Raw genomic sequence first — 23,662 nt, 5'->3', positions numbered from 1 at the left:
GCGGGAATATCTCAACTGCCGGGTACGAGATCGCCGGAGTAGAGCGAGCCGTCGACGTACGGCCAGGCGTTCGCCACGCAGCCGTCCAGCCCGTACGTCTGCTGCTGCATCACCGGCGCCGGCTCACCGTGGCCGGGGCAGGCCTGGTGTTCCTCGCCGAGTTCGTGCCCCACCTCGTGGTTCACCACGTACGTCCGGTAGACCGACAGGGGTGCGCCGTAGTCCGGCACCGCCTCCATCCAGCGGGCCAGGTTGATGACCACCCGACCGGGCAGTCGGCAGGAGGTGTAGCCCTCGGTGTCGAGCCCACCCTCGGCGCACATCCGCTCGGAGGTGGCGGGGGTGGCGAGATAGATGGTGAAGTCGGCGGCGGCGATCTCCGGCACCCGCTGCAGGCGCAGCTCGCCGGAGCGGATCCAACTGTTCGGGTCGCCTAGCGTGGCGTCGACGGCGGCGGCGAACGCGTCCACGTCCTGCCCGGTGTCCTGCTCCACCTCGATCCGGTAGCGGTGCAGCGGGCCGTCGAAGCCGTACACCTCGGAGCGGCCGTCGGCGGCGGTGAAGCGGCCGGGTCCGCTGCGCGGATAGGCGACGGTGGTCCGTTCCGCGCGTATCCCGTCGGGCAGCCGGCCACCGCCGGCCCCGTCGGCCACCCGGCCGGCGACCTGCTCGGGGCTGCTCGGGCCGCGCTCCGGTTGAAGGGTGACGAACCCGCCCACGCCGGCACCGAGCAGGGCCAGGCCGAGCAGGACGGCCCGCCGTCGCCGACGGCGCATCCGGCGGCTACAGCGCGGCCCGACGCCCGGCTCGCCGTGCCACCACGCCGAGCGCGGGCCGACGTGGCGCGGCCGGGCCCGGTACGGCTCGGCGTGACGCGGGTACGCCTCGGTGGGGCGCGGGTCGGCCCGGTACGGGTCGGTGTGGCGCGGGTCGGGCCGGCCGGCGGCCGGCGGCTCCGGGCGCTCGGCGGACTCGGTGCTCACCCGGCCAGCATGGCAGACTAATCGGGCATAAATGCGCTATTGCCGCAAATTACAAGAACATGTTTCACTTCTCGGTAACCGTCCGACAACCGGCGCCTGCCCGGACACACCACCGGGAACTCAGAGCGCCGGGCCGGCGTACCGGCGGCCGTCGCGGTACGGCCACGGGTTCGCCGTGCAGCCCCGCAGGAACAGCGACTGCTGCTGCATCACCGGCGCCGGCCGGCCCGCCCCCGGGCACCCCTCGTGGCGGTGCCCCAACTGGTGGCCCACCTCGTGGTTCACCACGTACGTCCGGTAGACCGGCAGCGGCACCCCGGCCCGGACGAAGTGCGGCACCGACGTCCGCCACCGGTCCAGGTTGATGATCACCTTCCCGGGCGCGCGGCACGACGTGTACGGCACGCCACCGACCCGGATGTCCACACCCCCGGCCCGGCACAGCCGCCCCGCCGTGCTGCGGGTCGCCAGCAGCACGGTGAAGTCGGACGGCGCGTTCCCCGGCACCCGGCGCAGCCGCAACCGGCCGCCGTCGACCCAGCTCCCCGGCCCGGCCAGGGCCGTCTGCACCTGGTCGGAGAAGTCCCGGACGTCCTCGCCGGAGCCGTCCTCCACGGCCACCCGGTAGCGCCGCAGGCCGCCCGAGCGGCCGAGCGTCGACCCGGCCCGGTCGTCGTAGCGGAAGGTGCCCCGGCCGGTCACCGGCACCGGACCGGACAGCGCCAACGGCGGCACGGTCCCCGCCGGGGCCACGGCACCGGCCGACGCCGACACCGGCGGGACCGACCCGACCCCGGCGGGCGCACCCACCGGCCCGGCCCCCACGACCGGCCCGCCACCACCGAACGATCCCCCGGCACCGAATGATCCGGCGAGACCGGGCGGTCCGGCGATGACACCGGACGCGGGTACGCCGGGTGGACCGGCCGGGCCCAGCGGGCGACCGGCGTTCTCCGGGCCGCCCGGCGTCACCGCCGGACCGGCGACCGGCCGACCGGCAGCCGGCGGCGGGGTGGCGACGGCCAGCCCGCCGGAGGTCACCACCAGCAGCAGGAGCACCAGCGCCATCGGACGCCACCGGGCGGTGCCGGACGTCGGCCGCGGGAGCCGGATCGGACGGGGGCCACGGGAGGGGAGCGCAGACATCCGGCTCAGGATGCCACGCCGGGACGCCACCTTCCGTCATCGCCGGACCCCGGCGCGTCATCACCGGGCAGGGTCACGGGCCGTTGCGGCGACGGACCCGGCGTCGACTCGGCGAGCAGGTGCAACACGGCGCGGGCCACCGTACGCGGCACCTCCAACTGGGCCACGTGCCCTACGTCGGCCAGCATCATCAGCCGGCTGTCCGGGATGACCCGGGCGGTCTGCGGGGCCACCCGGACGTCCACCAGCCGGTCCTTCATCCCCCCGACCACCAGCGTGGGTGCGCCGATGCCGGCGGCGATCCGCCACAGCGACTCCGGCCCCGGCAGGTACGACCGCAGGAAACTGGCGACCAGCCCCCGGAACGTGCGGACGTACGCGGCGGCGTAGTGGGGTGCCTCGTAGCGGACCCGGATCTCCTCCAACGCCTCCTGCCGGCGCTGCTCGCTGATCCGGCTCAGGTCGGCCACGCACGCCTCCATCGCCTGCTGGGCCATCACCTCCGGGGCGAGCTGGGCCAGCCGCCAGGCGGCCAGCCGCTCCCCGCGCGGGATGGCCAGCAGCGGCAGCATCCGCCCCTGCAACGAGCGGCCGAAGTTCAGGAACGGCAGCGCCGGGGAGATCAGCGTCAGGGTACGCACCAGGTCCGGCCGGCGACCGGCGACGTACACCGAGACCGCGCCGCCCAGCGAGTTGCCGAACAGGTGCACCGGGCCCCGCCCGGAATGCTCGATCCAGCGCACCACCCGGTCGGCGAAGGCCGGGATCGTGTACCGCAGCCCCGGCTCGCTGCGCCCGAAGCCCGGCAGGTCGATGGCCTGCCCGTCGAGCCGGTCGGCGAGCAGTCCGGCGAGGTCCGTCCAGTTCTGCGACGAACCACCCAGCCCGTGCACGTACAGCGCCGGTTCCGCGTCCGGGCCGGTGGCCGGGGTGTCCCGGACATAGGTGACCGTGCCGTCGAGGCGTACCGGCCGGCCGGGCCAGGGCGGGGGCAGCCGGTGCGGGGGCAGGTGCTCCTCGGGCCAGAGGGCGGCGCGCTTCATACCGGCAAGTGTTCCCGTTCCGGCCCCGTACCGACAATGTGACAGATCAGGCGAGCAACGCCTCCAGGCGACGGTTGACCGCCGCCAGGGTCGCCCGCACCACCGCCTGACGCGGGTCACCGGAGACCAGCGCCGACCCGGCCAGCTGCTCCACCCAGCCGTCACAGACCAGCAGCACCACCACGGTCGCCACCTCGCAGTTGCCGAACGGCACCACGGCCGCGTGCTCGACGAAGCACCGCCCCCGTTCGGCGGTGCGCTCGGCGTGCCGCAGCAACTCGTCGACCGCCGCGGCGGCGGCCACCGCGCACAGCCGCAGGACGTACCCGTCCACGGCCGGGCCGGTGGCGTGCCCGGAGGCAGGCTCACCGGCGGTGAGCAGGCGCACCTCGACGTTGGCGTCCAGGCCGAAGGTGCTCACCTGGACGTGGTCGATGACCACCCGGGGCCCCGGCACGCCGCCGGTGTCCAGCGGGCGCGAGGGCGCGGTCTCCGTCGTGGTCATCTGCCCGCCCGAGTACGACGCGTTGAGCGTCGCCGGGCTGCCGGTGGGCGGTAGGGCCCCCGGGAGGGTCTCCTCCACACTGGCCCGGCCCCGGTGCGGGGTCGACTGCCGGCGTCGCCGGGGCACCCCGGACACCATCGGTGACTGCTCTGCCGGCGGGTCCTCGGCGTCACGCGCCGGGCCGCCGGTCGTCGTGTCGGTGCGCGCCCCGGCGGCCGGTGACTCCGCCGCCGACCGGGCCGGATCACCGGCCGGCCGCTCGGCCGCCGGGGTCGGCAGCCCGGCGGTCGGCTCGACGACGCGGGGTTCACCGGTCCGGCGGCGCATCGGCGGCGGCACCGCGGCGCTCGGTTCACCGGACAGGCTCTGCGGTGCGGCGGCGAGACCCATCCGCTCCTGGAGCAGGCGGGCCACCAGCCGGCTCACCTCCGCCGGGTCGGCCCCGTCGGACAGGTCGAGCCGCAGACTGTGCGCCCCGGCCGGGGTACGTCGCAGCGCCGCGTCGCGGACCCCGGCCACCTCACGTACGGCGTCCAGGATCGCGTTGACGTCGAAGCCCTCGGGACGTTCCCGCAGCGGCGCGGGCTCGTCGTCGCGGCGCAGGTGGGTGGCGATCCGGGCGAGTTCCGGGGTCTCGGCGGGGGGCTCCACGGCTGGCGGCTCCGGCACGACGGGCACGTCCGGTTCGGCGGGGACGCGCTGCGGCAGCACCACCGTGCCCCGCTCCGGTCTCCGTCCGTCCACCACCGGCTCGGTCGTGGTCAGCGGGTCGGGCGCGGATCGGCGGGCCGCGTAGGGGGGCGCGCTCGTCGGGGCGGGCGCTGCGGGGATCTGGTCCAGGCGGCGTGGCCCGCTCGTGGCGGGGGCACCGGCGGTGGAGGCGGGCTCCGGCGGGTGGCCAGGCAGGTCGGTGGGGGCGGCCGGCTCGGTCGGTACCGACCGGAGTCGGAACGGCTGGTCGGCGCGGACGGCCGGGGGGGTCGCCGGCCGGGGCGACGGTTCGTCGCGCGGAAGCCGGAACGGCTGGTCGGCGCGGACGGCGGCGGGCAGCGTGGCGGCCCGTTCCTCCCGCAGGCCGGTGGGCTCGTCGCGGGTCGGGGGCGGCACGGCACCCGGCTCGTCCCGACCGGCGGGCTCGTCCCGGGGCGGGGACGGCGGGCCGGCCGGCACGTCCCGGGGGGCGGGGGGCGCCTCGGCGGATCCCCCCGTCGACCAGCCGGGCCGGTCGGCGGGGTGCAACCGTTGCGGCGCGGGCGGCTCGACCGGCGACCGGTCCCGCTCGCCGGAAGCGGACCAGGTCCGCCCGGACGGCTCGGCCCAGTCCCGCTCGGACCGGTCGGCCCAGTCCCGCCCGGAACGGTCGGCCCAGTCCCGCCCGGCGGGGTCGGACCAGTCCCGCTCCGGTCGGGTGCCCCGCTCGGACCAGTCCGGGCCGGGCCGGTCGCGCTCGGAGCGGTCGGTGGGCTCGTGCCGTTCCGACCGGTCGGCGCGCTCGTCCCGGTTCGGCAGGGGGTGTTCCCCGGTGTGCCCGGACCAGGCGCGCTCGGGGTTGTCGACACCGGGACGCCCCGGGGCGACCCGCTCGGCGGCCGGCCGTTCCCGACCGGGCCGCTCCACGGTGGGCTCCGGGAGGGTCGGTGGGGTGGCCGGTTCGGTCCGGGTCAGCTCGTACGGGCGGGGCACCTCGGAGCGCACCGGCTCGTACGGCCGGGCGGGCTCGGCACGCACCGGCTCGTAGGGGCGGGCCGGCTCGGCACGCACCGGCTCGTACGGGCGGGCGGCCTCGGCCGACCACTCCGCCGCGCGTTCGGCGCGGGTCCGTCGGCCGGCGGGGGGTTCCTCGTCCCGCGACCAGGAGGGTGCCCAGGTCCCGCCCCAGCTCGGCCGGTTCCAACTCGGTCCGGACCAGTCCGGCTCGTCCGGCCCGGCGGTCGCCCGGCGCTCGCCCGGCGACGGCTCCCCGGCACCGCGCGCGCCGACGCCCCGGGGGTCCGTCCCGGACGGCCCGGTGCCGGCGGTGGGTTCGGGGCGGTCGGTCCCGCGTGGCCCGAACGGCCCGGCGAAGCGGTCGCGGGGGTCGTCGCGCGGGGCGGAACCGGCCCCGCCCCGCTCGGGGGCGTGGAAGCCGGGGGGCACCTCGAAGCCGGAGGCGGCGGTGCCCACCGGGGGGACCTGCACCGCGGGTGGGGCCGAGGTGGGCAGGTCGCCTGCGGGCCAGTGGGCCGGCCGGGGTGCGGCGGGGTCGTCGGAGGCGTGCCGGGCGGCCTCCGGGTCGGGCGGCCCGGTCGGGGACGCCGGCCGGGGGGCCGGCACGGCCAGCCGGTCACCGTCGGTGACCCGGGGATCGACGACGGGGTCACCCGGCCTGCCGGGCGGGGCGCTCACCGGGCGACGCAGCGGGGCCGGGAAATCCGGTGCCGAGTCGTGACCATTACGGTGCGCCCGGCCGTTGCGGGGTGTCTCCTCCTCGGCCGGCGGCGTGGCGAACGGCGCAGGTAGATCACCGTGCCGTGCCGGCTGGCCACCCCAGCCCCCGGCGGGGTCGGGTCGGTTCCACGGCGATCCGGCCTCCCGGTAACCAGGGGCGTCGCCGCCGCCGGACCACCCGGTCGCAGGTGCCCACCCACTGGCGGAACGGGCCAGGTCGTCCTGCTGACCCGTCCCGTCGCCGTGCTCTCCCGGGGTGGCGGCACCGGGTTGCCCTGTTTCACTCACCGCGCGCTCCTTGGTCGCCCCCGCTGAGGCTACCGTGTGGTGACAGTGGCGATAAGTTACAGCGGCGGGCCAATTCCGGGGCCGGGGTGAGTGCCCTGACCGGTACGGGGTAAAAGTGCCGGCTGGAATGACGAAACTCGGAGGTTCCCATGACCGCTGTGGGGAACGGTGCGCAGACTGCCGGCCGGCCCACCCGGCTGCCCCGTTCGGCACGCCGTAAGCAGCTACTCGCGGCGGCGCAGGAGGTGTTCGTGGCGCAGGGCTACCACGCCGCCGCCATGGACGACATCGCCGAGCGGGCCGGGGTTTCCAAGCCGGTGCTGTACCAGCACTTCCCGGGAAAGATGGATCTGTACCTGGCGCTGCTCGACACGCACTGTGACGCCATCGTCGCCAAGGTGCACGACGCGATGCGCGGCACCAACGACAACAAGGAGCGGGTCGGCGCGTCGGTGCAGGCGTACTTCGACTTCGTCGACCACGAGAGCGAGGCGTTCCGGCTCGTCTTCGAATCCGACCTGCGCAACGACCCGGCCGTGCGCCAACGGGTCGAGCGGGTGGAGCAGGGCTGCATCGCGGCGATCACCGACACCATCATCTCGGACACCGGGGTCAGCCAAGCCCACGCCGAGCTGCTCGCCTCCGGCCTGGTCGGTGCGGCCGAGACCGCCGCCCAGTTCTGGCTGGCCGGTGGCCGGCAGGTGCCGAAGGCCGAGGCGGAGGCGCTGGTCGCGGCCCTGTCGTGGCGGGGCATCGCGAGCTTCCCGCTCCAGGGTGAGTCGGCCTGAACATCCGGCCCCGAGATCGGATAGCCTTCCGATCGGCGGCTATCTCGCCCACCTGAGGAGGCACAGTGGAGGTCAAGATCGGCGTGCAGTACGCGCCGCGCGAGCTGGTTCTGGAGAGCGCGCAGTCGCCGGCCGAGATCGAGCAGATCGTGACCGACGCCTTCGCCAAGGCGGAGGGGACGCTCTCCCTGACCGACGAGAAGGGTCGACGGGTCATCGTGCCGGTCACCAAGGTCGCCTACGTCGAGATCGCCGAGGCGTCCGCCCGCGCGGTCGGTTTCACCGTTCGCTGAACCGGTCCGACCCTGCGGCGGGCGCTGCCCGCCGCAGGGCGACCCGGTGACGCGGGTCACATTTTTCACCCCTGCCGAAAAGCCGACCACCCAGGTCAGGGGTGTGTACCCACCCGCTCGGGTAGGATGAGGTAGTTGCCGTGGGCGCCGATTTGATCGAAGTCCTGCCCACGGCGCGCGTGCGGCCCGGTCTGACACGGCGATTCTCCGCCGTCGATCGCGTGGCCCACGCCATACCGACCGCGCCCTGAGGACACCACGGGGCGCACCACGAGAGGGCACCCCCAGATCCAGATGAGCGAACAAATTCTCGACCAACTGGAGGGCCAGGAACTGGCCCCCACCGCCCCGGTCCGCCCGGAGGCCCCCACGTTCGCCGCGCTCGGCGCGCGACCCGAGACCGTCGAGGCCCTGGCCGCGGCGGGCATCACCCGCGCCTTCGCCATCCAGGAGTACGCGATCCCGATCGCGATGCGCGGTACCGACATGATCGGGCAGGCGCCGACCGGCACCGGCAAGACCCTCGGCTTCGGCGTACCGCTGCTGGAGCGGCTCCTGGCCCCGGGCGAGGGCAGTGACGGAGTGCCGCAGGCGCTTGTCGTCGTACCCACCCGCGAGCTGGGCATCCAGGTCGCCAAGGACCTCGCCGCCGCCGGCCGTACCCGGGGCGTCCGGGTGCTGCCGATCTACGGCGGCGTCGCGTACGAGCCGCAGATCGACGCGCTGCGCAAGGGCGTGGAGATCCTGGTCGGCACCCCCGGCCGGCTGATGGACCTGCAGAAGCAGAAGCACCTGCGGCTGGACCGGGTCCGCGCGCTGGTGCTCGACGAGGCCGACCGGATGCTCGACCTGGGCTTCCTCGACGACGTCGAGAAGATCCTGGCGATGCTGCCGGAGGACCGGCAGACCATGCTCTTCTCGGCGACCATGCCGGACCCGATCGTCACCCTCTCCCGGCGGTTCCTGCGCCGGCCGGTGACGATCCACGCCGGGCACACCGCCGAGACCGGCCCGTCCCCGCAGACCCAGCAGCTGGCGTACCGCACCCACTCGATGAACAAGATCGAGATCGTGGCGCGGATCCTCCAGGCCGAGGGGCGCGGGCTGACCATGATCTTTACCCGGACCAAGCGGGCCGCCGACCGGGTCGCCGAGGACCTCGACTTCCGGGGCTTCGCGGTGGCCGCCGTGCACGGCGACCTGGGCCAGGGCGCGCGGGAACGGGCGCTGCGCGCGTTCCGGGCCGGCAAGATCGACACCCTGGTCGCCACCGACGTGGCCGCCCGGGGCATCGACGTCAGCGGCGTCACCCACGTCATCAACTACGACTGCCCCGAGGACCAGGACACCTACACCCACCGGATCGGTCGTACCGGCCGGGCCGGGGCGACCGGGGTCGCGGTCACCTTCGTCGACTGGGACGACATGCCCCGGTGGCGGATCATCGACAAGACGCTCGGCCTCGACATGCCCGAGCCGCCGGAGACCTACCACACCTCCCCGCACCTCTACACCGACCTGGACATCTCCCCCGAGATGACCGGCACCCTGCCGACCGCCGAGCGGACCCGCGCCGGGCTCTCCGCCGAGGTCGAGGAGGACCTGGGCGGGCGGCCCCGCCGGGGCGAGAGCGGTGGCCGGGGCGGTCGGCGCGGCGAGAGCCGGGGGCGCGGCGAGAGCAGCGGCCGGGGCGAGAGCAGCGGCCGGGGCGGTGGACGCGGTGACCGGCGTCGGGCCCGCCCCGACTCCGACGTGCCGGACGCCACCGGAACGCCCGTGGAGGCCGCCGAGGAAGGCACCCGTACCCCTCGTAGCCGGCGTCGTCGCCGGGCCGGCGAGGTGGTCGGGGGCGAGTCGACCACGGTGACCACCGGCGGGTCCACCGACACCGCCGCCGGCCCGACCGGCGAGCCCGCCGTCGCCGCCGGGTCGGCCACCGAGGGTGAGCCGGGCCGGCCGCGTCGCCGCCGTCGCCGGCGCGGTGGGGGCGGCTCCGGCGCGGACGCGCCGGCCGAGGCCACCGCCGACTGACCCGACAGCACCGACGACATCCCCCGGCCGTCCGACGGTCCGGGGGATGTCCCGTCTGCGCCGGTGGACACGTCGCCCCGGCGGCCCCACGCCCTACCGGGCCCGCACCCCTGCCGGAGCCCGCCCGGAGGCGGCACACACCGGTGGCCGACGTCCCAGCCGGGGCGGGCCGGGAGCGGCAGCCGCCGGGGTGGAAAGGATGATGGACCCATGCCGGAACCGTTGGACGCCGCCCTGACCGAGGTCCGGGCGTTGCTGCTCGACCCCGCCCTGACCCGTGCCGTCGCCGCCGGCCGACGCCGGGGCCAGCGCCCGTCGGTGGTACGGGCCGAACTCCGCCCGGTCGCCCTCAAGGCCGGCCCCCGGTTGCAGATCTCCACGTCCGACGGCGCCCGGCCGTACACCCGGAACGTGGCCCCCGGCGCGGAGGCCGGCGCGGCGGTCGACGCGCTGCTCGCCGAGCCCTTCGGCAACTGGCACGTGGAGACCGCCGGGGCGACCCTCCAGCTGCGGGTGACCAAGTCCGGCGAGGCGCAGGTGCACCGGGCGACGGCCAGCCGGCCGGCCGCGCCGGCGGACGACCACGACCGGGCCAAGGAGTACCTGCTCGACCCGGGTGACCCGATCTTCGCCGAGATCGGCGGCAACGCCGCGAAACGCCGGCAGGTGGACGCCTTCCTGCGGGCGCTGGCCGCCACCCTGCCCGACGACCTCACCGGGCGGCTGCGCGTGGTCGACCTGGGCTGCGGCAACGCCTACCTGACCTTCGCCGCCTACCGCTACCTGACCGGCCGCGGGCTCGACGTGGAACTGGTCGGGGTGGACGTGCGGGAGGACCAACGGCAGCGCAACAGCGAGCTGGCCGAACGCCTCGGCTGGGCCGACCGGGTCACCTTCGTGGCCGGGACGATCGCCGACGCGGTGGTGGAACCCGCCCCCGACCTGGTGCTCGCCCTGCACGCCTGCGACACCGCCACCGACGAGGCGCTGGCCCGCGCGGTGCGCTGGAACGCCCGGTGGGTCCTCGCCGCGCCGTGCTGCCACCACGACCTCGCGGCGCAGCTACGCGCCCGGCCGGCCCCGGCACCGTACGAGCTGCTGACCCGGCAGGGCATCCTGCGGGAACGCTTCGCCGACGTGCTCACCGACGCGCTGCGGGCCGGGCTGCTGCGGTCGCACGGCTACCGGGCCGAGGTCGTCGAGTTCGTCGACTCCCGGCACACCCCCCGGAACCTGCTGATCCGGGCCCGCCGGACCGGCACCGGCGGCGGCGACCCGCAGTCGGCCGAGTACCGGCAACTGGTCGACCAGTGGCAGGTGACCCCGCGCCTGGCCACGCTGCTGGCCGACCCGGACGGGGACGCCGTGCGGGACGGCGGCACGGTCACCGCGCCGCGCTGAGCCGGGTTCAGCGCCGCCGGCCGCCGGGGCGCTCCCCCGGCCCCCGGTCGACGATCGAGGAGATCCGCTGACGCGGCCCCCGCTCGTCGTCGCCGGGCGCGGTGGGGAACGGCACCACGGTGCCGGACAGCTCGGCGTTGCCGGCGGCGGCGAACGCGTTCCAGGAGATGTCGACCAGGAGCCGTTTGAGTTCGGCGTGCCGGACAGCGGCGCTGCGTTGCAGGGCCAGCCGGACGCCGAGCAGCACCCCCACCAGGGTGGTGGTGACGGCGCCGGCGGCCGCCAGCACGTGCGCCCCGGTCACTGCGTCACCGGTGAACACCAGCACCAGCAGCCAGCTCCAGAAACCCAGGGCGAACACCGCCGCCTTGACGACGAAGAAGAGGCTGACCGCACCCGGGCGGTGCGGCACCGGACGGTCGGACTCGGCCATGCTGCTCCTCACCGGATGCGCGACGGGTGGACGGACCCGCCGGATTCAATTGACCTACGGCAACTGACGCTGCGTCACGACCGGCGCCGCAACCGGCCACGACCTGCGCCGTTACCCCGGGTGGACGTTGTAACGGCGCTCGGACGACCGGTACGGGGAATTGCACCGGACCGTCGTCGTACTACCCTCGGAGGGCGCACCGGACACCCCGGCTCCCACCCGAAGAGGACGATCTCCAGGCATGGGTTCGACAGAGGTTTCACCCCAGATGGCGTTCGCCCGCTTCGTGCGACGGGCCATCGACGACGCCCGTGACGAGCGGGGTTGGACGGTGAGCGACCTCGCTGCCCACACCGGTGTCGGTCGGTCCACCGTGTTCCGCTGGCTCGCCGGTGACTGGCAGGACTACCCCGAGCTGGCCAAGGTGCGCGGTTTCTGCGCCGCCCTCGACCTGCCGGTCGCGGCGGCATTCCGGGCGCTCGGCCTGCCCGACTCGGGGCCCACCCCCCGCCGCCGCGCCGACGACGGGCCGGTGGAGGCGGATGTCCGGGTGATCCTCGACCGGCTGGCCGATCCGGCGGTACCCGCCGAGGAGAAACACCACATCCGGGACCTGCTGCGCTACCTGGCCCGCCGCCCGGTCCGCCGCGCCGGCTGACCGCCGCGCCGTCCCCCGGTCGATCCGGGCCGCGCCGGGGCCCGCCCGGGGCCACCGGCCTCAGCGCACGGTCAGGGTGAACTCGGCGGTGCGAACCACGCCCGCCACCTGGAAGTCCAGGTACATCCGGTAGCTGCCGGGTCCGGGCGCGGTCAGCCAGAACGTCACCGTGTCGGTGGCCGGCCCCGGGCCCGGGTGCACGTGCAGGTAGCCCAGGTCCCCCTCGCGGAGGGCGACCAGATGCCCGTACGCGCCGAGGTAGCGCTCCAGGGCGGCGGGGCGTCCCGCCGGGTCCCGGACCGTGAACCGCAGCGGCACGGCGGCGCCCACCTGCGGGGTGCCCTCGTAGTCGACGGTGAACCCGTCGACGGCCGCCCGGGTGGCCGGGGCGGGCAGCGGGCGGGGCGCGTACTCCCCCGGGGCGACCAGGTCCACGCCCAGCGTCGCCGGGGTCTGCCGGCCGTCGTCGGCGACCGCCGTGAAATCCGTGTACGCCCGCCAGACGCCCGGCTGCGGCAGGGTCAGCGGGATCGACCAGGTGCCGTCGGCGGCCATCGTCGGGTGTAGGTGCTGGAATCCGGTGAGGTCGCGGCGTACCACCACCAGATGCATCGGCTTGTCGTGCACGATCGCGAACCGGGTGACCGGCCGGCGCTGCGCGTCGCGGATCTGGAACCGCAGTTCACCGGCCCGCCCGGCGGTGAACTCCCCGCCCGACGGGACGAGTGTGTAACCGCCGGAGCTGACGGACAGGCCGGTGGCCGCATCACCGGAGGAGTCCCCGCCGGTGCCGTCGTGCTGGTGCGCCCCGGTGCCCGGAGCGTGGGTGTGGTCCCCGGCGGCGGTCGCGACGGTCGCCGCCGTACGGTCGGTCGGCCGCCCGTTGGCCCGGCCGAGCCCGAAGCCGAGCAGGACGGCCAGCACCAGACCGCCCACCACCAGCGCCAGCCGCAGCGTGGCCCGGTCCGGCCCCATCGTCGACGCCCCGTCCCGGGCCGTGGTGCCGCCTGACAGGGTCCATCCGCCGGGTTCCGCGCCGCCCGAGTCCTGCTGGTCCGCCGGCTGCGCGACCCCTGCGTCGCTGCCCCGGTCCTGCTGGTCCGTCGGGGGCGCGGTGCCCGCGTCGGCACCCCGGCCCGGCCGGCCCACCCGGGTGTCCCGGTCGGGGGCCGGGCCGCCATGGCCTGCCGGGCCGGCGGGCCGGGTGACGGATCGCTGGTCGGCCATTCGCCCACCGTACCGTCGACCCCGGCGGCACCGGGGCGACGGCCGGACACCGTGGCGGCGGTCGCATCACGGCCGGCCGGGGAACTTTTCCGCCCGCCCCGTCGACCGCCGGTAGGTCCGCGACCCGGATCGACCCACCGGCTGCCGGCGGCGTGGAATGGCCGCTCGCCGCCTCGGTCGACCCGAGCCGGATCGGCCGGTGGTCGACCCTCCGGCGGAGCCGCTCACCGCCGCCATCGACCCGGGCCTGGGTCAGCCGGCGACGGCGAGGGCCAGCGGGAGGACGTCGGGGGCGCCGGCCCGGCGCAGCAGGCGGGCCGCCATCGTCATCGTCCACCCGGAGTCGACCAGGTCGTCGACGAGTAGCACGGGGCCGTCCAGCCCGGCCAACGCACCGGCAGTCTCGTCGGTGACGGTGAAGGCGTCGTGCAGGGCGCGTACCCGCTGGGCGCTGTTGCCGCGCGGCCCGCCGCCCCCGGCCGGACCGGAGGGGATGACCAGGCCGAGCAGGGGCAGCCGACCGACCGTGGCGATCCGCTCGGCGAGCAACGCGACCAGGGTCGGGTGGCTGCGGGAGCCGACCGCGACCACCCCGGCCGGCCGGCGCGGCCACGGGTCGTCGCCGTGGGCCCAGGCCTTCAGCACCTCCACCACGGCCGCCGTCACGTCGTCGGGCACCGGGCCGTCGGCCGTGCCGGGGCCGACCAGGCCCCGCAGCCGGCCGCCCCAGCCCAGGTCGGACAGTCGCCCCACGGCCCGACCGGCCAGCGCCTGCTCCGTCGGCGGAATCCGCCCCTTCAGCGGTACGCCGACCGCGTCGAGGCCGGTCGGCCAGAGCTTCTTGGGGGCGATCTGCACCCCGGGGCGGCCGAGGAAGGTCTGCGCGGCGGTCAGCGCGGGATCGGACACGTCGGCGGTGAACAGGGGCGCGGCGCAGCGGTCGCACCGGCCGCAGTCGTCCGCCCCGGTATCGTCGAGGCAGTCCCGCAGGTACCGCATCCGGCAGCCGGGCGTCGCGGCGTACTCGCGCATGGCCTGCTGCTCGGCGGTGCGGGCCTCGGCGACGCGGCGCAACCGGGCCTCGTCGTAGGTCCAGGGTTCGCCGGTGGCGAGCCAGCCCCCGCGCACCCGGCGGACCGCGCCGTCGACGTCGAGCACCTTGAGCATCAGTTCGAGGCGGGTCCGGCGCAGGTCGACGAGGGGTTCCAGGGCCTGCGTGGAGAGCGGCCGGTCGGTGTGCAGGGCGGCCAGCACGGCGCGTACCTGCTCCTCCGGCGGGAAGGCGAGCGAGGCGAAGTAGCGCCAGATCGCGGCGTCCTCGACGCCGGGCAGCAGCAGCACCTCGGCGTGTTCGACGGCCCGACCGGCACGGCCGACCTGCTGGTAGTAGGCGATCGGCGAGGGCGGCGCACCCAGGTGCACCACGAAACCGAGGTCGGGCTTGTCGAACCCCATCCCGAGCGCACTGGTCGCCACCAGCGCCTTGATCTTGTTGTCGAGCAGGTCCTGTTCGGCGGCGCGGCGGTCGGCGTCCTCGGCCTGGCCGGTGTACGAGGCCACCGACCAGCCGCGCCCGCGCAGGAAGTCGGCGGTCTCGGTGGCCGCCGCCACGGTGAGCGTGTAGATGATCCCCGAACCGGGCAGCGCGTCCAGGTGGTCGGCGAGCCAGGCCAGCCGGTGCGCCGGGCTGGGCAGGTCGAGCACGCCGAGGCGCAACGACTCCCGGTCCAGGGTGCCCCGCAGCACCAGCACGTCGGCCCGTCGCCCACCGGCGTCGGCGGGCGGCACCGCAGGATCGGCGGTCGACGCACCGGCGTCGGCGGGCGACACGGCGCGCTCAGCGGCGGATGCGTGGCGGCCGGCGGCGGGCGGGGTGGGTTCGGTGCCGAGTTGTTCGGCGACGTCCCGGGTCACCCGCTCGTTGGCGGTGGCGGTGGTGGCGAGCACCGGGGTCCGCTCCGGCAGGTTGCCCAGGAAGGTACGCAGCCGGCGGTAGTCGGGCCGGAAGTCGTGCCCCCAGTCGGACACGCAGTGCGCCTCGTCGACCACCAGCAGCCCGGTGGTGGCGGCCAGCCTCGGCAGGACGGCGTCCCGGAAGTCGGGGTTGTTGAGCCGCTCGGGGCTGATCAGCAGCACGTCCACCGTGCCGGCGTGGATCTCGGCGGTGATCTCGTCCCACTCGTCGAGGTTGGCGGAGTTGATGGTGCGGGCCCGGATGCCGGCGCGGGCCGCCGCCTCCACCTGGTTACGCATGAGCGCCAGCAGCGGCGAGACGATGACCGTCGGCCCGTGCTCGCCGCGTTCGCGCAGCAGGGCGGTGGCCACGAAGTAGACCGCCGACTTGCCCCACCCGGTGCGCTGCACGCAGAGCACCCGCCGCCGGTCCACCACCAGCGCCTCGATGGCCCGCCACTGGTCCTCCCGCAGCCGGGCGTGCGCGCCGGCCAGCCGCCGCAGCACCTCCTCGGCCCGCTCCCGCACCGCCGTCCGATCCCCACTCATCCGGCATTCCTACCACCCCGACCGGACACCCCGACCTCCCACGCAGTTGATCAAGAGGTTTACGTCATGATCCGCGCTCAGGGTGACGCAAAGTTCTTGATCACCGGGGCGACCGGGCGTGCACGCATCGCCGGCCGCCGGACCGGCGCACCCGGCAAGCGTGAGGAACCGCCCCGCCCCTGGGTCGGGGCTCCTTGACCCGGGGGTCCACTCTGGGTGGCAGAGCCCTCACCCTCTGGAGGCGGAAATGCGTTGGCTCATCATCCTCATCGTCGTACTCGTGGCCCTCGCAGCAGTGGCATGGTGGCGTCGTAGCCGCCGGCCGGTGACCGACGGGGACCGGCAGGTACGTGACCTGGCGGCATCGGAGCAGGCCCGCCGCCGCCTGGACGATCACCGGAACCCGACGGACGGCAGCAACCTCCGCAGCACCGGGGGTGGGAGTCTGTGACCGGACTTCCGGCGGCACGCCGTCGCGCCGGTGGCGACTGATCCACGTCCCGACCCCGGTCGCCGCGCCCACCCGCCCGAGACCCGGGGTACCTCCACCCCCTTGGGCCGATGTCGCGGTGTCCGGGCGAAGGAATACCGCAACATCGGCGACATCGCGCGGATCAAGCGCCTGACCGCCCGGTGAGCCGGGCTATCGCGGCAGCGGCTTCCCGAGCGTGCGTACGACGGTCGACGACATCGCCGCCAGTTCGGGCTGGGCGGGCAGGAAGACCGTGGGGACGCCCAGCGACTGGTTCATCGCGGCGAGCCGGCACTCGGCCTGGAAGTCGGTGGTGTTCCGCACGCCCCGGACGATCACTCCCGCCCCGTGGCGGAGGCAGTACTCGGCGGTCAATCCGCGCCAGGCGGCGACGGTGACGGAGGTCCATCCCGCCGGCAGGCCCGCCCGGACGTCGGCGGCCCGCTGCTCCTCGTCGACGCCCGGGCGCTTGCTGCCGTTGACCGCGACGAGCACGACCACCTCGTCGAAGAGGGCGCGGGCCCGGCCCACCACGTCCAGGTGCCCGGGGGTGAAGGGGTCGAAGCTGCCGGGGTAGACGGCACGTACCCGACCGGCGCTTCCTGCCGGCGGCACCCTGTCAACGCCCATGCCCCGACTCTAGGGCGCCGGCCGCCGTCTCGATCGACTCCTGTGGGCCGATGTAGCGGTGTCCGAGCGAGGGGACACCGCCACATCGACGACACAGCCCGCACCAACCCGAACCACCCGCCGGATCAGCGGGTGGGGAGACCGGCGCGGGCGGCGACGGCGGTGTCCGCCTGGTCGGCGAAGACGCCGTCCAGGCCGAGACCGAGGAAGAGTTCGTACTCGGCGGTGATGTCGCCCCGGGCGTTCGGGTCGGCGCCGATCCGGAAGTCGACCGGGAGGAACTGGTTCTCGGCGCGGAACGTCCAGGCGTGCACCAGCAGCTTGTGCCGGTGCGCGTCGCGGACCACCGTGGTCGGGGCGAGCAGCTTGCCGGTGGCGTCCCGGGGGATGATCAGGTTCTTGTTGAGGCCGACCCCGTCGGCGTACCGGGCGATCCCACGCAGACCGGCGGCGGTGGCCAGGTCCTGGTAGGTGCGCGGGTCACCGGCGGCGGTGAAGTCGTACGGCCGGCCGGTGGCGTCGAGGAGCTGGACCAGCGGCACGTCGATCATCCGGTCGAGGGTGCGCAGGTTGGCGGTCTCGAAGGACTGGATGAAGACCGGGTCGTCGCGGTGGGTCAGCTTGTTGCGGCGCAGCACCGTGACCAGCGGCTCCTCCAGCGGCAGCCCGATCGAGGCGAAGTAGGTGGGGTGCTTGGTCTCCGGGTAGACGCCGATGGTGCGGCCCCGCGCCTTCGACTCGGCCCGGGCCAGGTCCAGCACCTCCTGGAAGGTGGGCACCGCGAACCGGCCGTCGAACGCGGTGTTCGCCACCCGCACCTGGGGCAGCCGCTCCTTGGCCCGCAGCGTCTTCAGCTCGGCCAGGGTGAAGTCCTCGGTGAACCAGCCGGTGACCGGCAACCCGTCGATGGTCTTGGTGGCCTTGCGGCCGGCGAACTCCGGGCGGGCCGCCACGTCGGTCGTACCGGAGATCTCGTTCTCGTGCCGGGCGACCAGCACCCGGTCCCGGGTCGAGACCAGGTCGGGTTCGATGTAGTCGGCGCCCATCCGGATCGCCAGCCGGTACGCCTCCAGGGTGTGTTCCGGGCGGTAGCCGCTGGCCCCCCGGTGGGCGATCACCAGGGGCCGGTGGGTGGCCCGGTCGGCGCGGTCCGCGTCGTCCTCGCGGGCCGAGGCGGCGCCGGGAACGGCCACCGGGACGGCGACGGCCACGGCGAGCAGCGCGCCGGCCACACCGAGAGCGGAAAGGGTACGTCGCAACGCGGTCTCCTTGGTCGTATGGGCACCCGGCCGAGCGCCGGTACGCCCCAACGGGCGCTCACAGCAGACCGGGCGCGGCTGACCGCCAGTTGGTCGCCGACTGGCCGCCAGGTGAACCCTGCGGGGAAACCGGGACCGGGCCGGGATACGCGATTCACCGACCCGATCCCGCCGGAATCGACAGGATTGTCTGGTGCGCCGGTTCCTTCGTCACCCCGTCCGGCTGGTGCCGTTCGGTTTCCTGGTGACGATCGCGATCGGCACCGGCCTGCTGATGCTGCCCTGGGCCACCAGCGCGCACCGCTACACCCCGCCGGTCACCGCGCTGTTCACCGCCACCTCGGCGGTCTCGGTCACCGGCATGGCGGTCACCGACACCCCGAACTACTGGAACGGGTTCGGGCTGGTGATGATCACCGTGCTCACCCAGGTCGGCGGGCTGGGCATCCTCACCGGCGCGGCCCTGGTCAGCCTGGCGGTCACCCGGCAACTCGGGCTGCGCAACCGGTTGCTGGTGCAGGCCGAGACGGCCGAGTACGGCCCGGCCGACCTGCGCCGGCTGCTGCTGCGCATCGCCGGCACGGTGTTCGGCTGCGAACTGGTGATGACCGCGGTGGTCACCGCCCGGCTCCGGCTCGCCTACGACTATCCCCCGGGCCGGGCGCTGTGGTCAGGGGTGTTCCACTCGATCCAGGCGTTCAACAACGGCGGTTTCACCCTCTACACCGACGGGCTGGTCGGCTTCGCCCGTGACCCGTGGGTGGCGCTGCCGTTGGCGTTCGGCGCGATCGTCGGCGGGTTGGGCTTCCCCGCGCTGTTCGAGGCGTTCCGCCAGCGTCGCCGACCGGGCCGCTGGGCGGTGGCCACCAAGCTGACCGTCTGGGGCAGTGTGGTGCTGGTGGCGGTGGGCTTCGTCGGGCTGCTCACCACCGAGTGGGACAACCCGTTCACCATCGGCACCTACGACACCCCGGACAAGCTGCTCGCCACGTTCACCCAGATCGCGCTCAGCCGTACCGGCGGATTCGACGTGATCGGCGTGGCCGCGCTGCGTGAGGAGAGTTACCCGCTGCTCATCGCCCTGATGTTCATCGGTGGTGGCAGCGCCAGCACCGCCGGTGGGATCAAGGTCTCCACGTTCTTCCTGCTCGGCTTCGTCATCTGGGCGGAGCTGCGCGGCGAGCCGGACGTCACCGTGGGCCGCCGCCGGATCGCGGTGGCCAGCCAACGCCAGGCACTGACGGTGGCCCTGCTCAGCGTCGCGCTGGTGACCGTCGGCACGCTCGGCCTGACCGTGCTCACCACCGACGTCCGGTCCAACGAGACGCTGTTCGAGGTGACCTCGGCGTTCAGCACCGCCGGCCTCACCGTCGGGCTCACCCCGCACCTGCCCGCCTCGGGGCAACTGGTGCTCACCGTGCTGATGTACGTCGGGCGGATCGGGCCACTCACCCTCGGCTCGGCGATCGCGTTGAACACCCGACGCCGGCTGTACCGCTACCCGAAGGAGCAACCCGTTGTCGGCTAGGGACGAGGGCGACGGCGACATCGCCGTGATCGGGCTGGGCCGGTTCGGTTGCCACCTGGCCGGGGCGTTGACCCGGCTCGGCCACCAGGTGCTCGCCGTGGACCGCGACCCCGACCGGGTGCAGCGCTGGTCGGTGTCGCTGGACCGGGTGGTGCAGGCCGACGCCACCGAGGAACAGGCGCTGCGGCAGCTCGGTATCGGCGACTTCACCCGGGTGGTGGTCGCCATCGGCGCCTCGGTGGAGGCCAGCGTGCTCACCGTGCTGGCACTGACCGAGGTGGGCGTACCGCAGATCTGGGCGCGGGCCACGTCCCGCAAACACGCCAAGATCCTCGCCTCGGTCGGCGCCCACCACGTGGTCTTCCCCGAGGCGGAGACCGGGGAACGGGTGGCCCACCTGATCGTCAGCCGGATGCTCGACTTCATGGAGTTCGGCGACGACTTCGCCATCGCCAAGGTGCCGGTGCCCCCGCCGCTGGTCGGTCACCGGCTGCGGGACCTGGCCGTGCAGGAACGCTACGGGGTGATGGTGGTCGGTGCGAAACCGGCCGGGGAACGCTTCCGGTACGCCGACCCGGACACGGTGCTCGGACCGGGCAGCATCCTCGTCGTCGAGGGCGGGATCGCCCAGGTGCAGCGGTTCGCCGCCCTACGCTGACCGCACCGACCTCCCACCGCGACCGGGTCGCAGCCCTCGGCCTCAGCCCCGGGGCCCCTTACCGGGACCGCCACCCGGGCCACCGCCACCTGCGCCCTTGCCTCCCTTCCCCGTCACTTTCCCGCTTTTCCCTTGGCCGCACCCGCTCCCTTACCCGCCGCCGGGCCCGGCCCCTTGGCCGGCTTCTCGGCCTTCGGCTTGGGTTTCGCCGGCCCGGCCGCGCCGGAACCGCCCTTGCCTGACGTCTTCGCCGGTTTCTTGGCCGCCGGCTTCTTCGCCGCCGGTGGCTTCACCACGGGTGCGCTACCGGCCACCCCGGAGACCCGTACCCCGCAGCTCGAATCGCCGACGGTGAACTCCAGCGGCAGCGGGTTGCCCCCGGTGTACCGGCCGGTCAGCGCGACCTTGTCCGACCCGCCCGGGGCCAGCGCGGCCCGCCCGGCCGCCGGGGTGACCCGCACCATGCGACCCTCCTGGCGTATCCCGGGGGTGGTCGTGGTGATGGTCTGCTGGCCGGGGAACGCGAAGCTCATCGTCCAGTCCCGCAGCTCCCGGGGACCGGTGTTGGTCAGCGTGAGCTGGGCGGCGAAGTCCTTGCCGGAGTCGCTGCGCAGCGCGTACTCGACCTCGCACCCGATGGTCTCGGGCAATCCCATCCGGGCCTCGGTGGGCGGGTCGACGCCACCGCTGGCGGGGCTGCGCGAGGTCACCCCCCAGATGGCCGCGGTGACGGCCACCAGGCTCGCGGCGGCCACCCCGGCCTCGATCCGTCGGCGGCGGGCAGCGGCCCGGCGGGTGCGGGTACGGCCCGAGAAGGGCAACGCGTCGGTGTCGGCCGACCAGGGCAGGATCGTGGTGCCGGCGTTGGCGAGCAGTGCCGGGTCACCCCGCCCGGGTGCCGGTGGGACGGGCACCGCCGCGACCATCCCGGCCGCCGAGGCGAGGGTACGGGCCACCTCGGCCGTCGACGGCCGGTCCTCGGGGCGCTTGGCCAGGCAGCGGCCGACCAGCTCGACCACCTCGTCGGGAAGCCCGCGGACCGGGGGCATCGGCTCCGGGTCGTGGTACATGTGCGCCCGCAGCATCTGCGTGGTGGTGCTGGCCTGCCAGGGCAACCGCCCGGTGAGCATCCGGTAGAGCAGCAGCCCGACCGCGTACACGTCGGTGGCCGGGGAGACCTGGCCGTTGTCGAGGCGTTCCGGGGCGAGGTAGGCGGGGGTGCCGAGCAGTGCGCCGTCCGGCCCCTTCTCGCTCTCCCCGACCAGTGCCGAGATGCCGAAGTCGACGACCTTCACCCCGGTCGCCGTCAGCATCACGTTGCCCGGGGTCACGTCGCGGTGCACCACCCCCCGGGCGTGCGCGGTGGCCAGCGCGGAGGTCACCTCCGCGCCGATCGTCACCGCCTCCCGCCAGGGAAGCTGCCCGTCGCGGCCGAGCCGCGCGGTGAGCGGGCCACCGTCCACCAGCTCCATCACCACGTACGGCACGGTCAGCCCGACCTGCTCGGACTCGCCGTAGTCGTACACGTTGGTGATGTTGGGGTGGCAGAGCCGGGCGGCGGCCTGCGCCTCGATCCTGATCCGGTGCCGGAAGGCCCGGTCGCTGGCCAGCCGCGAGGCGAGCACCTTGACCGCGACCTGACGGCCGAGCACCTGGTCGTAGCCGCGCCACACCACGGACATGCCGCCCGCGCCGAGCTGCTCGATCAGCCGGTACCGCTCACCGAGGAGCTGGGCGGCGTTCCGGACTCCTGCACCCATGGTCGACCGAGTTGCCCGGGACGGCCCGCCCTACACCTCGGTGGTCGTAATCGGTCAGGAAAGTCACCCGATCAGGCGGTCGCGAGCAGTTGGTCCACCGGGGCGTAGTCGTCGGTCAACACCAGCGCGCCGTCGACGAACCGGGTCACCTCGCTGCCGGCGAGCATGTCCGGGATCTTCGCCACCGTGCCCAGCCGGGTCCGCAGCGCCTCCAGCGGCAGCGGGGCGTTCGAGGCGACGATGAGGAAGTTACTGCCCTGCCGCCCGGCGATCGCCTCCGGCGGCGCGACCAGCGCCAGGTGCTCGAACTCGGCGGCCACGGTCGCCAGCTCCGAGCGGATGAACCGGCCCGGCGGGTAGTCGATAACGTTCTGCACGTAGATGCCGCCGGGGCGGAGCACCCGGTCGACCTCCGCCGCCATCTCCCGGGTCGCCAGGTGCCACGGCACCACCAGGTGCCCGAAGGCGTCCCCGACCACCAGGTCCCGGCTGTCGGCCGGCTCGCCGCCGACCAGCATCCGGGCGTCGCCCACCTCCGCCCGCAGCCCCGACCCGGTCCGGACGCCCAACTCCCGCCGGTCCAGGTCGACCAGCTCACCGTCGATCTCGAAGACCACGTTGTCGGTGCCCGGCCGGGTGGCGCTCAGATAGCGGGGCATGGTGAACCCGCCCCCGCCCAGGTGCAGCGCGTCCAGCCGCTGCCCCTTCGGGGCGAGCACGTCGGCGACCGCGCCGATCCACTGCGTGTACTCGTACTCCAGGTGGGTCGGGTCGTTCAGGTCGACGTACGAGTGCTGGGCCGAGTTGAGGTAGAGGGTGCGCCCGCCGGCCCGGTCCGGATCACGTTCCACCCGGGCGCAGTGGTAGGCGGTCTCCACGTCGCACGGGTTCGGCGCGACCGCGCTCAGCCCCGCCGCGACCAGCCCGAGCACCGCCAGGGCGGCCTTCGCCCGGGTCGGTCCGGGCAGCGCGGCGGCCTCCTGCCGGCGCAGATAGACCCCGAGCGCCAGCCCGGCCACGCCGAGCGCCACCGCCAGCCCGATCAGGATGACCGTGCTGGGCAGCGCCGCCACCAGCACGAACCCGGTGACCAGGGTGGCGGTGATGCCGCCGAGGGTGCCGATGCCGGACAGCCGGCCGACGACCTGCCCGGTACGCCGCAGGTCGGACAGTTGCAGCTTCACCACCAGCGGGGTGACCGCCGACAGCAGCGCCGCCGGCACGAACACGGCCAACGCGGTGAGCAGCAGGATGCCGCTGACCGCGCCGCCGCGCAGCAGCTCACCGGCGTACCTGACCACCGGCAGGGTGACCGCGGCGGCGATGCCGGCCAGGATCAGCGCCGGGGCGAGCAGCCCGCGCGGGTCCCGCCGGTCGGCCAGCCAGCCGCCCGTCCACGCCCCGTACGCGATGGCGGCCAACGCGATGCCGATCACCGAGCTGGTCACCTGGAGGGTCACCCCGACGTACGGGCCGACGAGGCGCAACGAGACCGTCTCCAGCACCAGCACCGCGCCACTTGCGAAGAAGACCAGGAACGCGGCGAGCCCGTTGGGCAGGGCCCGGGAGGGCGTCGGTGCGGGAGGCGTCGGAACTGTCACGACGTCGGACGATGAGCTGCTCACCGTCG

At 74.8% G+C, this 23,662-nt stretch carries 18 protein-coding genes; 7 read left to right on the top strand and 11 right to left on the bottom strand.

The features are described from left to right. Nucleotides 1-11 precede the first annotated feature (11 nt). The 4 genes from JQX11_RS10615 to JQX11_RS32290 all read right to left on the bottom strand — a co-directional run bounded on the left by JQX11_RS10615 (nucleotide 12) and on the right by JQX11_RS32290 (nucleotide 6,392). On the bottom strand, nucleotides 12-983 hold the full coding sequence (locus JQX11_RS10615) for a DUF3152 domain-containing protein (protein ID WP_307826145.1): 972 nt from the start codon (nucleotides 981-983) through the stop codon (nucleotides 12-14). A gap of 120 nt (nucleotides 984-1,103) precedes the next feature. Further along, the gene (locus JQX11_RS10610) at nucleotides 1,104-2,051 is read right to left on the bottom strand and encodes a DUF3152 domain-containing protein (protein WP_204924812.1); all 948 of its coding nucleotides are present in this window, start codon (nucleotides 2,049-2,051) and stop codon (nucleotides 1,104-1,106) included. Nucleotides 2,052-2,134: 83 nt separating this feature from the next. Continuing rightward, nucleotides 2,135-3,172 (bottom strand): alpha/beta fold hydrolase, encoded by a 1,038-nt coding sequence (locus tag JQX11_RS10605; RefSeq protein WP_204924811.1) that lies wholly within the window; start codon nucleotides 3,170-3,172, stop codon nucleotides 2,135-2,137. 46 nt (nucleotides 3,173-3,218) lie between these two features. After that, nucleotides 3,219-6,392 (bottom strand): hypothetical protein, encoded by a 3,174-nt coding sequence (locus tag JQX11_RS32290; protein WP_307826144.1) that lies wholly within the window; start codon nucleotides 6,390-6,392, stop codon nucleotides 3,219-3,221. A gap of 149 nt (nucleotides 6,393-6,541) precedes the next feature. Between JQX11_RS32290 and JQX11_RS10595 the strand changes: the two genes are divergently transcribed. The 4 genes from JQX11_RS10595 (at nucleotide 6,542) to JQX11_RS10580 (ending at nucleotide 10,905) form a co-directional block, all read left to right on the top strand. Then, on the top strand, nucleotides 6,542-7,180 hold the full coding sequence (locus tag JQX11_RS10595) for a TetR/AcrR family transcriptional regulator (protein ID WP_204924810.1): 639 nt from the start codon (nucleotides 6,542-6,544) through the stop codon (nucleotides 7,178-7,180). 65 nt (nucleotides 7,181-7,245) lie between these two features. Then, nucleotides 7,246-7,473, top strand: a complete 228-nt coding sequence (locus JQX11_RS10590; RefSeq protein ID WP_088644741.1) for a DUF3107 domain-containing protein — start codon at nucleotides 7,246-7,248, stop codon at nucleotides 7,471-7,473. 294 nt (nucleotides 7,474-7,767) lie between these two features. After that, the gene (locus JQX11_RS10585) at nucleotides 7,768-9,504 is read left to right on the top strand and encodes a DEAD/DEAH box helicase (protein WP_204924809.1); all 1,737 of its coding nucleotides are present in this window, start codon (nucleotides 7,768-7,770) and stop codon (nucleotides 9,502-9,504) included. 210 nt (nucleotides 9,505-9,714) lie between these two features. Next, entirely contained in the window at nucleotides 9,715-10,905 is a 1,191-nt protein-coding gene (locus JQX11_RS10580; protein ID WP_204924808.1) for a class I SAM-dependent methyltransferase, read from the top strand. Between the two features lie 7 nt (nucleotides 10,906-10,912). On the opposite strand, the gene JQX11_RS10575 is transcribed toward JQX11_RS10580, so the two are convergent. Continuing rightward, entirely contained in the window at nucleotides 10,913-11,338 is a 426-nt protein-coding gene (locus JQX11_RS10575) for a hypothetical protein (RefSeq protein ID WP_204924807.1), read from the bottom strand. A 241-nt stretch (nucleotides 11,339-11,579) separates the two neighbouring features. Between JQX11_RS10575 and JQX11_RS10570 the strand changes: the two genes are divergently transcribed. Next, nucleotides 11,580-11,996, top strand: coding sequence for a helix-turn-helix domain-containing protein (locus tag JQX11_RS10570; protein ID WP_088644737.1), 417 nt, complete (start codon nucleotides 11,580-11,582; stop codon nucleotides 11,994-11,996). Nucleotides 11,997-12,056: 60 nt separating this feature from the next. Here JQX11_RS10570 and JQX11_RS10565 read toward each other — a convergent pair whose 3' ends face one another. From JQX11_RS10565 to JQX11_RS10550, 4 genes are all read right to left on the bottom strand, one after another. Further along, nucleotides 12,057-13,223, bottom strand: a complete 1,167-nt coding sequence (locus JQX11_RS10565; RefSeq protein ID WP_204924806.1) for a DUF8832 domain-containing protein — start codon at nucleotides 13,221-13,223, stop codon at nucleotides 12,057-12,059. 252 nt (nucleotides 13,224-13,475) lie between these two features. Then, entirely contained in the window at nucleotides 13,476-15,725 is a 2,250-nt protein-coding gene (locus JQX11_RS10560) for a RecQ family ATP-dependent DNA helicase (RefSeq protein WP_204924805.1), read from the bottom strand. 643 nt (nucleotides 15,726-16,368) lie between these two features. Continuing rightward, the gene (gene coaD / locus JQX11_RS10555; protein WP_204924804.1) at nucleotides 16,369-16,827 is read right to left on the bottom strand and encodes a pantetheine-phosphate adenylyltransferase; all 459 of its coding nucleotides are present in this window, start codon (nucleotides 16,825-16,827) and stop codon (nucleotides 16,369-16,371) included. Between the two features lie 125 nt (nucleotides 16,828-16,952). After that, nucleotides 16,953-18,086 (bottom strand): glycerophosphodiester phosphodiesterase, encoded by a 1,134-nt coding sequence (locus JQX11_RS10550; protein ID WP_204924803.1) that lies wholly within the window; start codon nucleotides 18,084-18,086, stop codon nucleotides 16,953-16,955. A gap of 193 nt (nucleotides 18,087-18,279) precedes the next feature. On the opposite strand from JQX11_RS10550, the gene JQX11_RS10545 reads away from it, so the two are divergent. After that, nucleotides 18,280-19,614: a TrkH family potassium uptake protein gene (locus JQX11_RS10545; protein WP_204924802.1), complete on the top strand. Its 1,335-nt coding sequence runs from the start codon at nucleotides 18,280-18,282 to the stop codon at nucleotides 19,612-19,614. Then, nucleotides 19,604-20,272 carry a potassium channel family protein gene (locus JQX11_RS10540; RefSeq protein WP_232377629.1) on the top strand — a complete coding sequence of 223 codons (669 nt, stop codon included), beginning with the start codon at nucleotides 19,604-19,606 and terminating at the stop codon, nucleotides 20,270-20,272. The genes JQX11_RS10545 and JQX11_RS10540 overlap by 11 nt, the downstream gene beginning before the upstream one ends. A gap of 113 nt (nucleotides 20,273-20,385) precedes the next feature. On the opposite strand, the gene JQX11_RS10535 is transcribed toward JQX11_RS10540, so the two are convergent. Next, nucleotides 20,386-22,032: a serine/threonine-protein kinase gene (locus JQX11_RS10535; protein ID WP_204924801.1), complete on the bottom strand. Its 1,647-nt coding sequence runs from the start codon at nucleotides 22,030-22,032 to the stop codon at nucleotides 20,386-20,388. A 71-nt stretch (nucleotides 22,033-22,103) separates the two neighbouring features. Next, a complete protein-coding gene (locus JQX11_RS10530) occupies nucleotides 22,104-23,657 on the bottom strand; it encodes a fused MFS/spermidine synthase (RefSeq protein WP_204924800.1) in 1,554 nt (517 codons plus the stop codon). Nucleotides 23,658-23,662: the final 5 nt, after the last annotated feature.

The organism is Micromonospora humida (assembly GCF_016901255.1).
Lineage (GTDB): Bacteria > Actinomycetota > Actinomycetes > Mycobacteriales > Micromonosporaceae > Micromonospora > Micromonospora wenchangensis.
This window is presented reverse-complemented; position numbering and strand designations above follow the sequence as displayed.

What these genes read in the sequence shown, in the direction of transcription:
- JQX11_RS10565 (WP_204924806.1), bottom strand. Translation starts at nt 13,223, where the DNA reads ATGGCCGACCAGCGATCCGTCACCCGGCCCGCCGGCCCGGCAGGCCAT.
- JQX11_RS10535 (WP_204924801.1), bottom strand. Translation starts at nt 22,032, where the DNA reads ATGGGTGCAGGAGTCCGGAACGCCGCCCAGCTCCTCGGTGAGCGGTAC.
- JQX11_RS10595 (WP_204924810.1), top strand. Translation starts at nt 6,542, where the DNA reads ATGACCGCTGTGGGGAACGGTGCGCAGACTGCCGGCCGGCCCACCCGG.
- JQX11_RS10585 (WP_204924809.1), top strand. Translation starts at nt 7,768, where the DNA reads ATGAGCGAACAAATTCTCGACCAACTGGAGGGCCAGGAACTGGCCCCC.
- JQX11_RS10580 (WP_204924808.1), top strand. Translation starts at nt 9,715, where the DNA reads ATGCCGGAACCGTTGGACGCCGCCCTGACCGAGGTCCGGGCGTTGCTG.
- JQX11_RS10560 (WP_204924805.1), bottom strand. Translation starts at nt 15,725, where the DNA reads ATGAGTGGGGATCGGACGGCGGTGCGGGAGCGGGCCGAGGAGGTGCTG.
- JQX11_RS10605 (WP_204924811.1), bottom strand. Translation starts at nt 3,172, where the DNA reads ATGAAGCGCGCCGCCCTCTGGCCCGAGGAGCACCTGCCCCCGCACCGG.
- JQX11_RS10570 (WP_088644737.1), top strand. Translation starts at nt 11,580, where the DNA reads ATGGGTTCGACAGAGGTTTCACCCCAGATGGCGTTCGCCCGCTTCGTG.
- JQX11_RS10575 (WP_204924807.1), bottom strand. Translation starts at nt 11,338, where the DNA reads ATGGCCGAGTCCGACCGTCCGGTGCCGCACCGCCCGGGTGCGGTCAGC.
- coaD (WP_204924804.1), bottom strand. Translation starts at nt 16,827, where the DNA reads ATGGGCGTTGACAGGGTGCCGCCGGCAGGAAGCGCCGGTCGGGTACGT.
- JQX11_RS10610 (WP_204924812.1), bottom strand. Translation starts at nt 2,051, where the DNA reads ATGGCGCTGGTGCTCCTGCTGCTGGTGGTGACCTCCGGCGGGCTGGCC.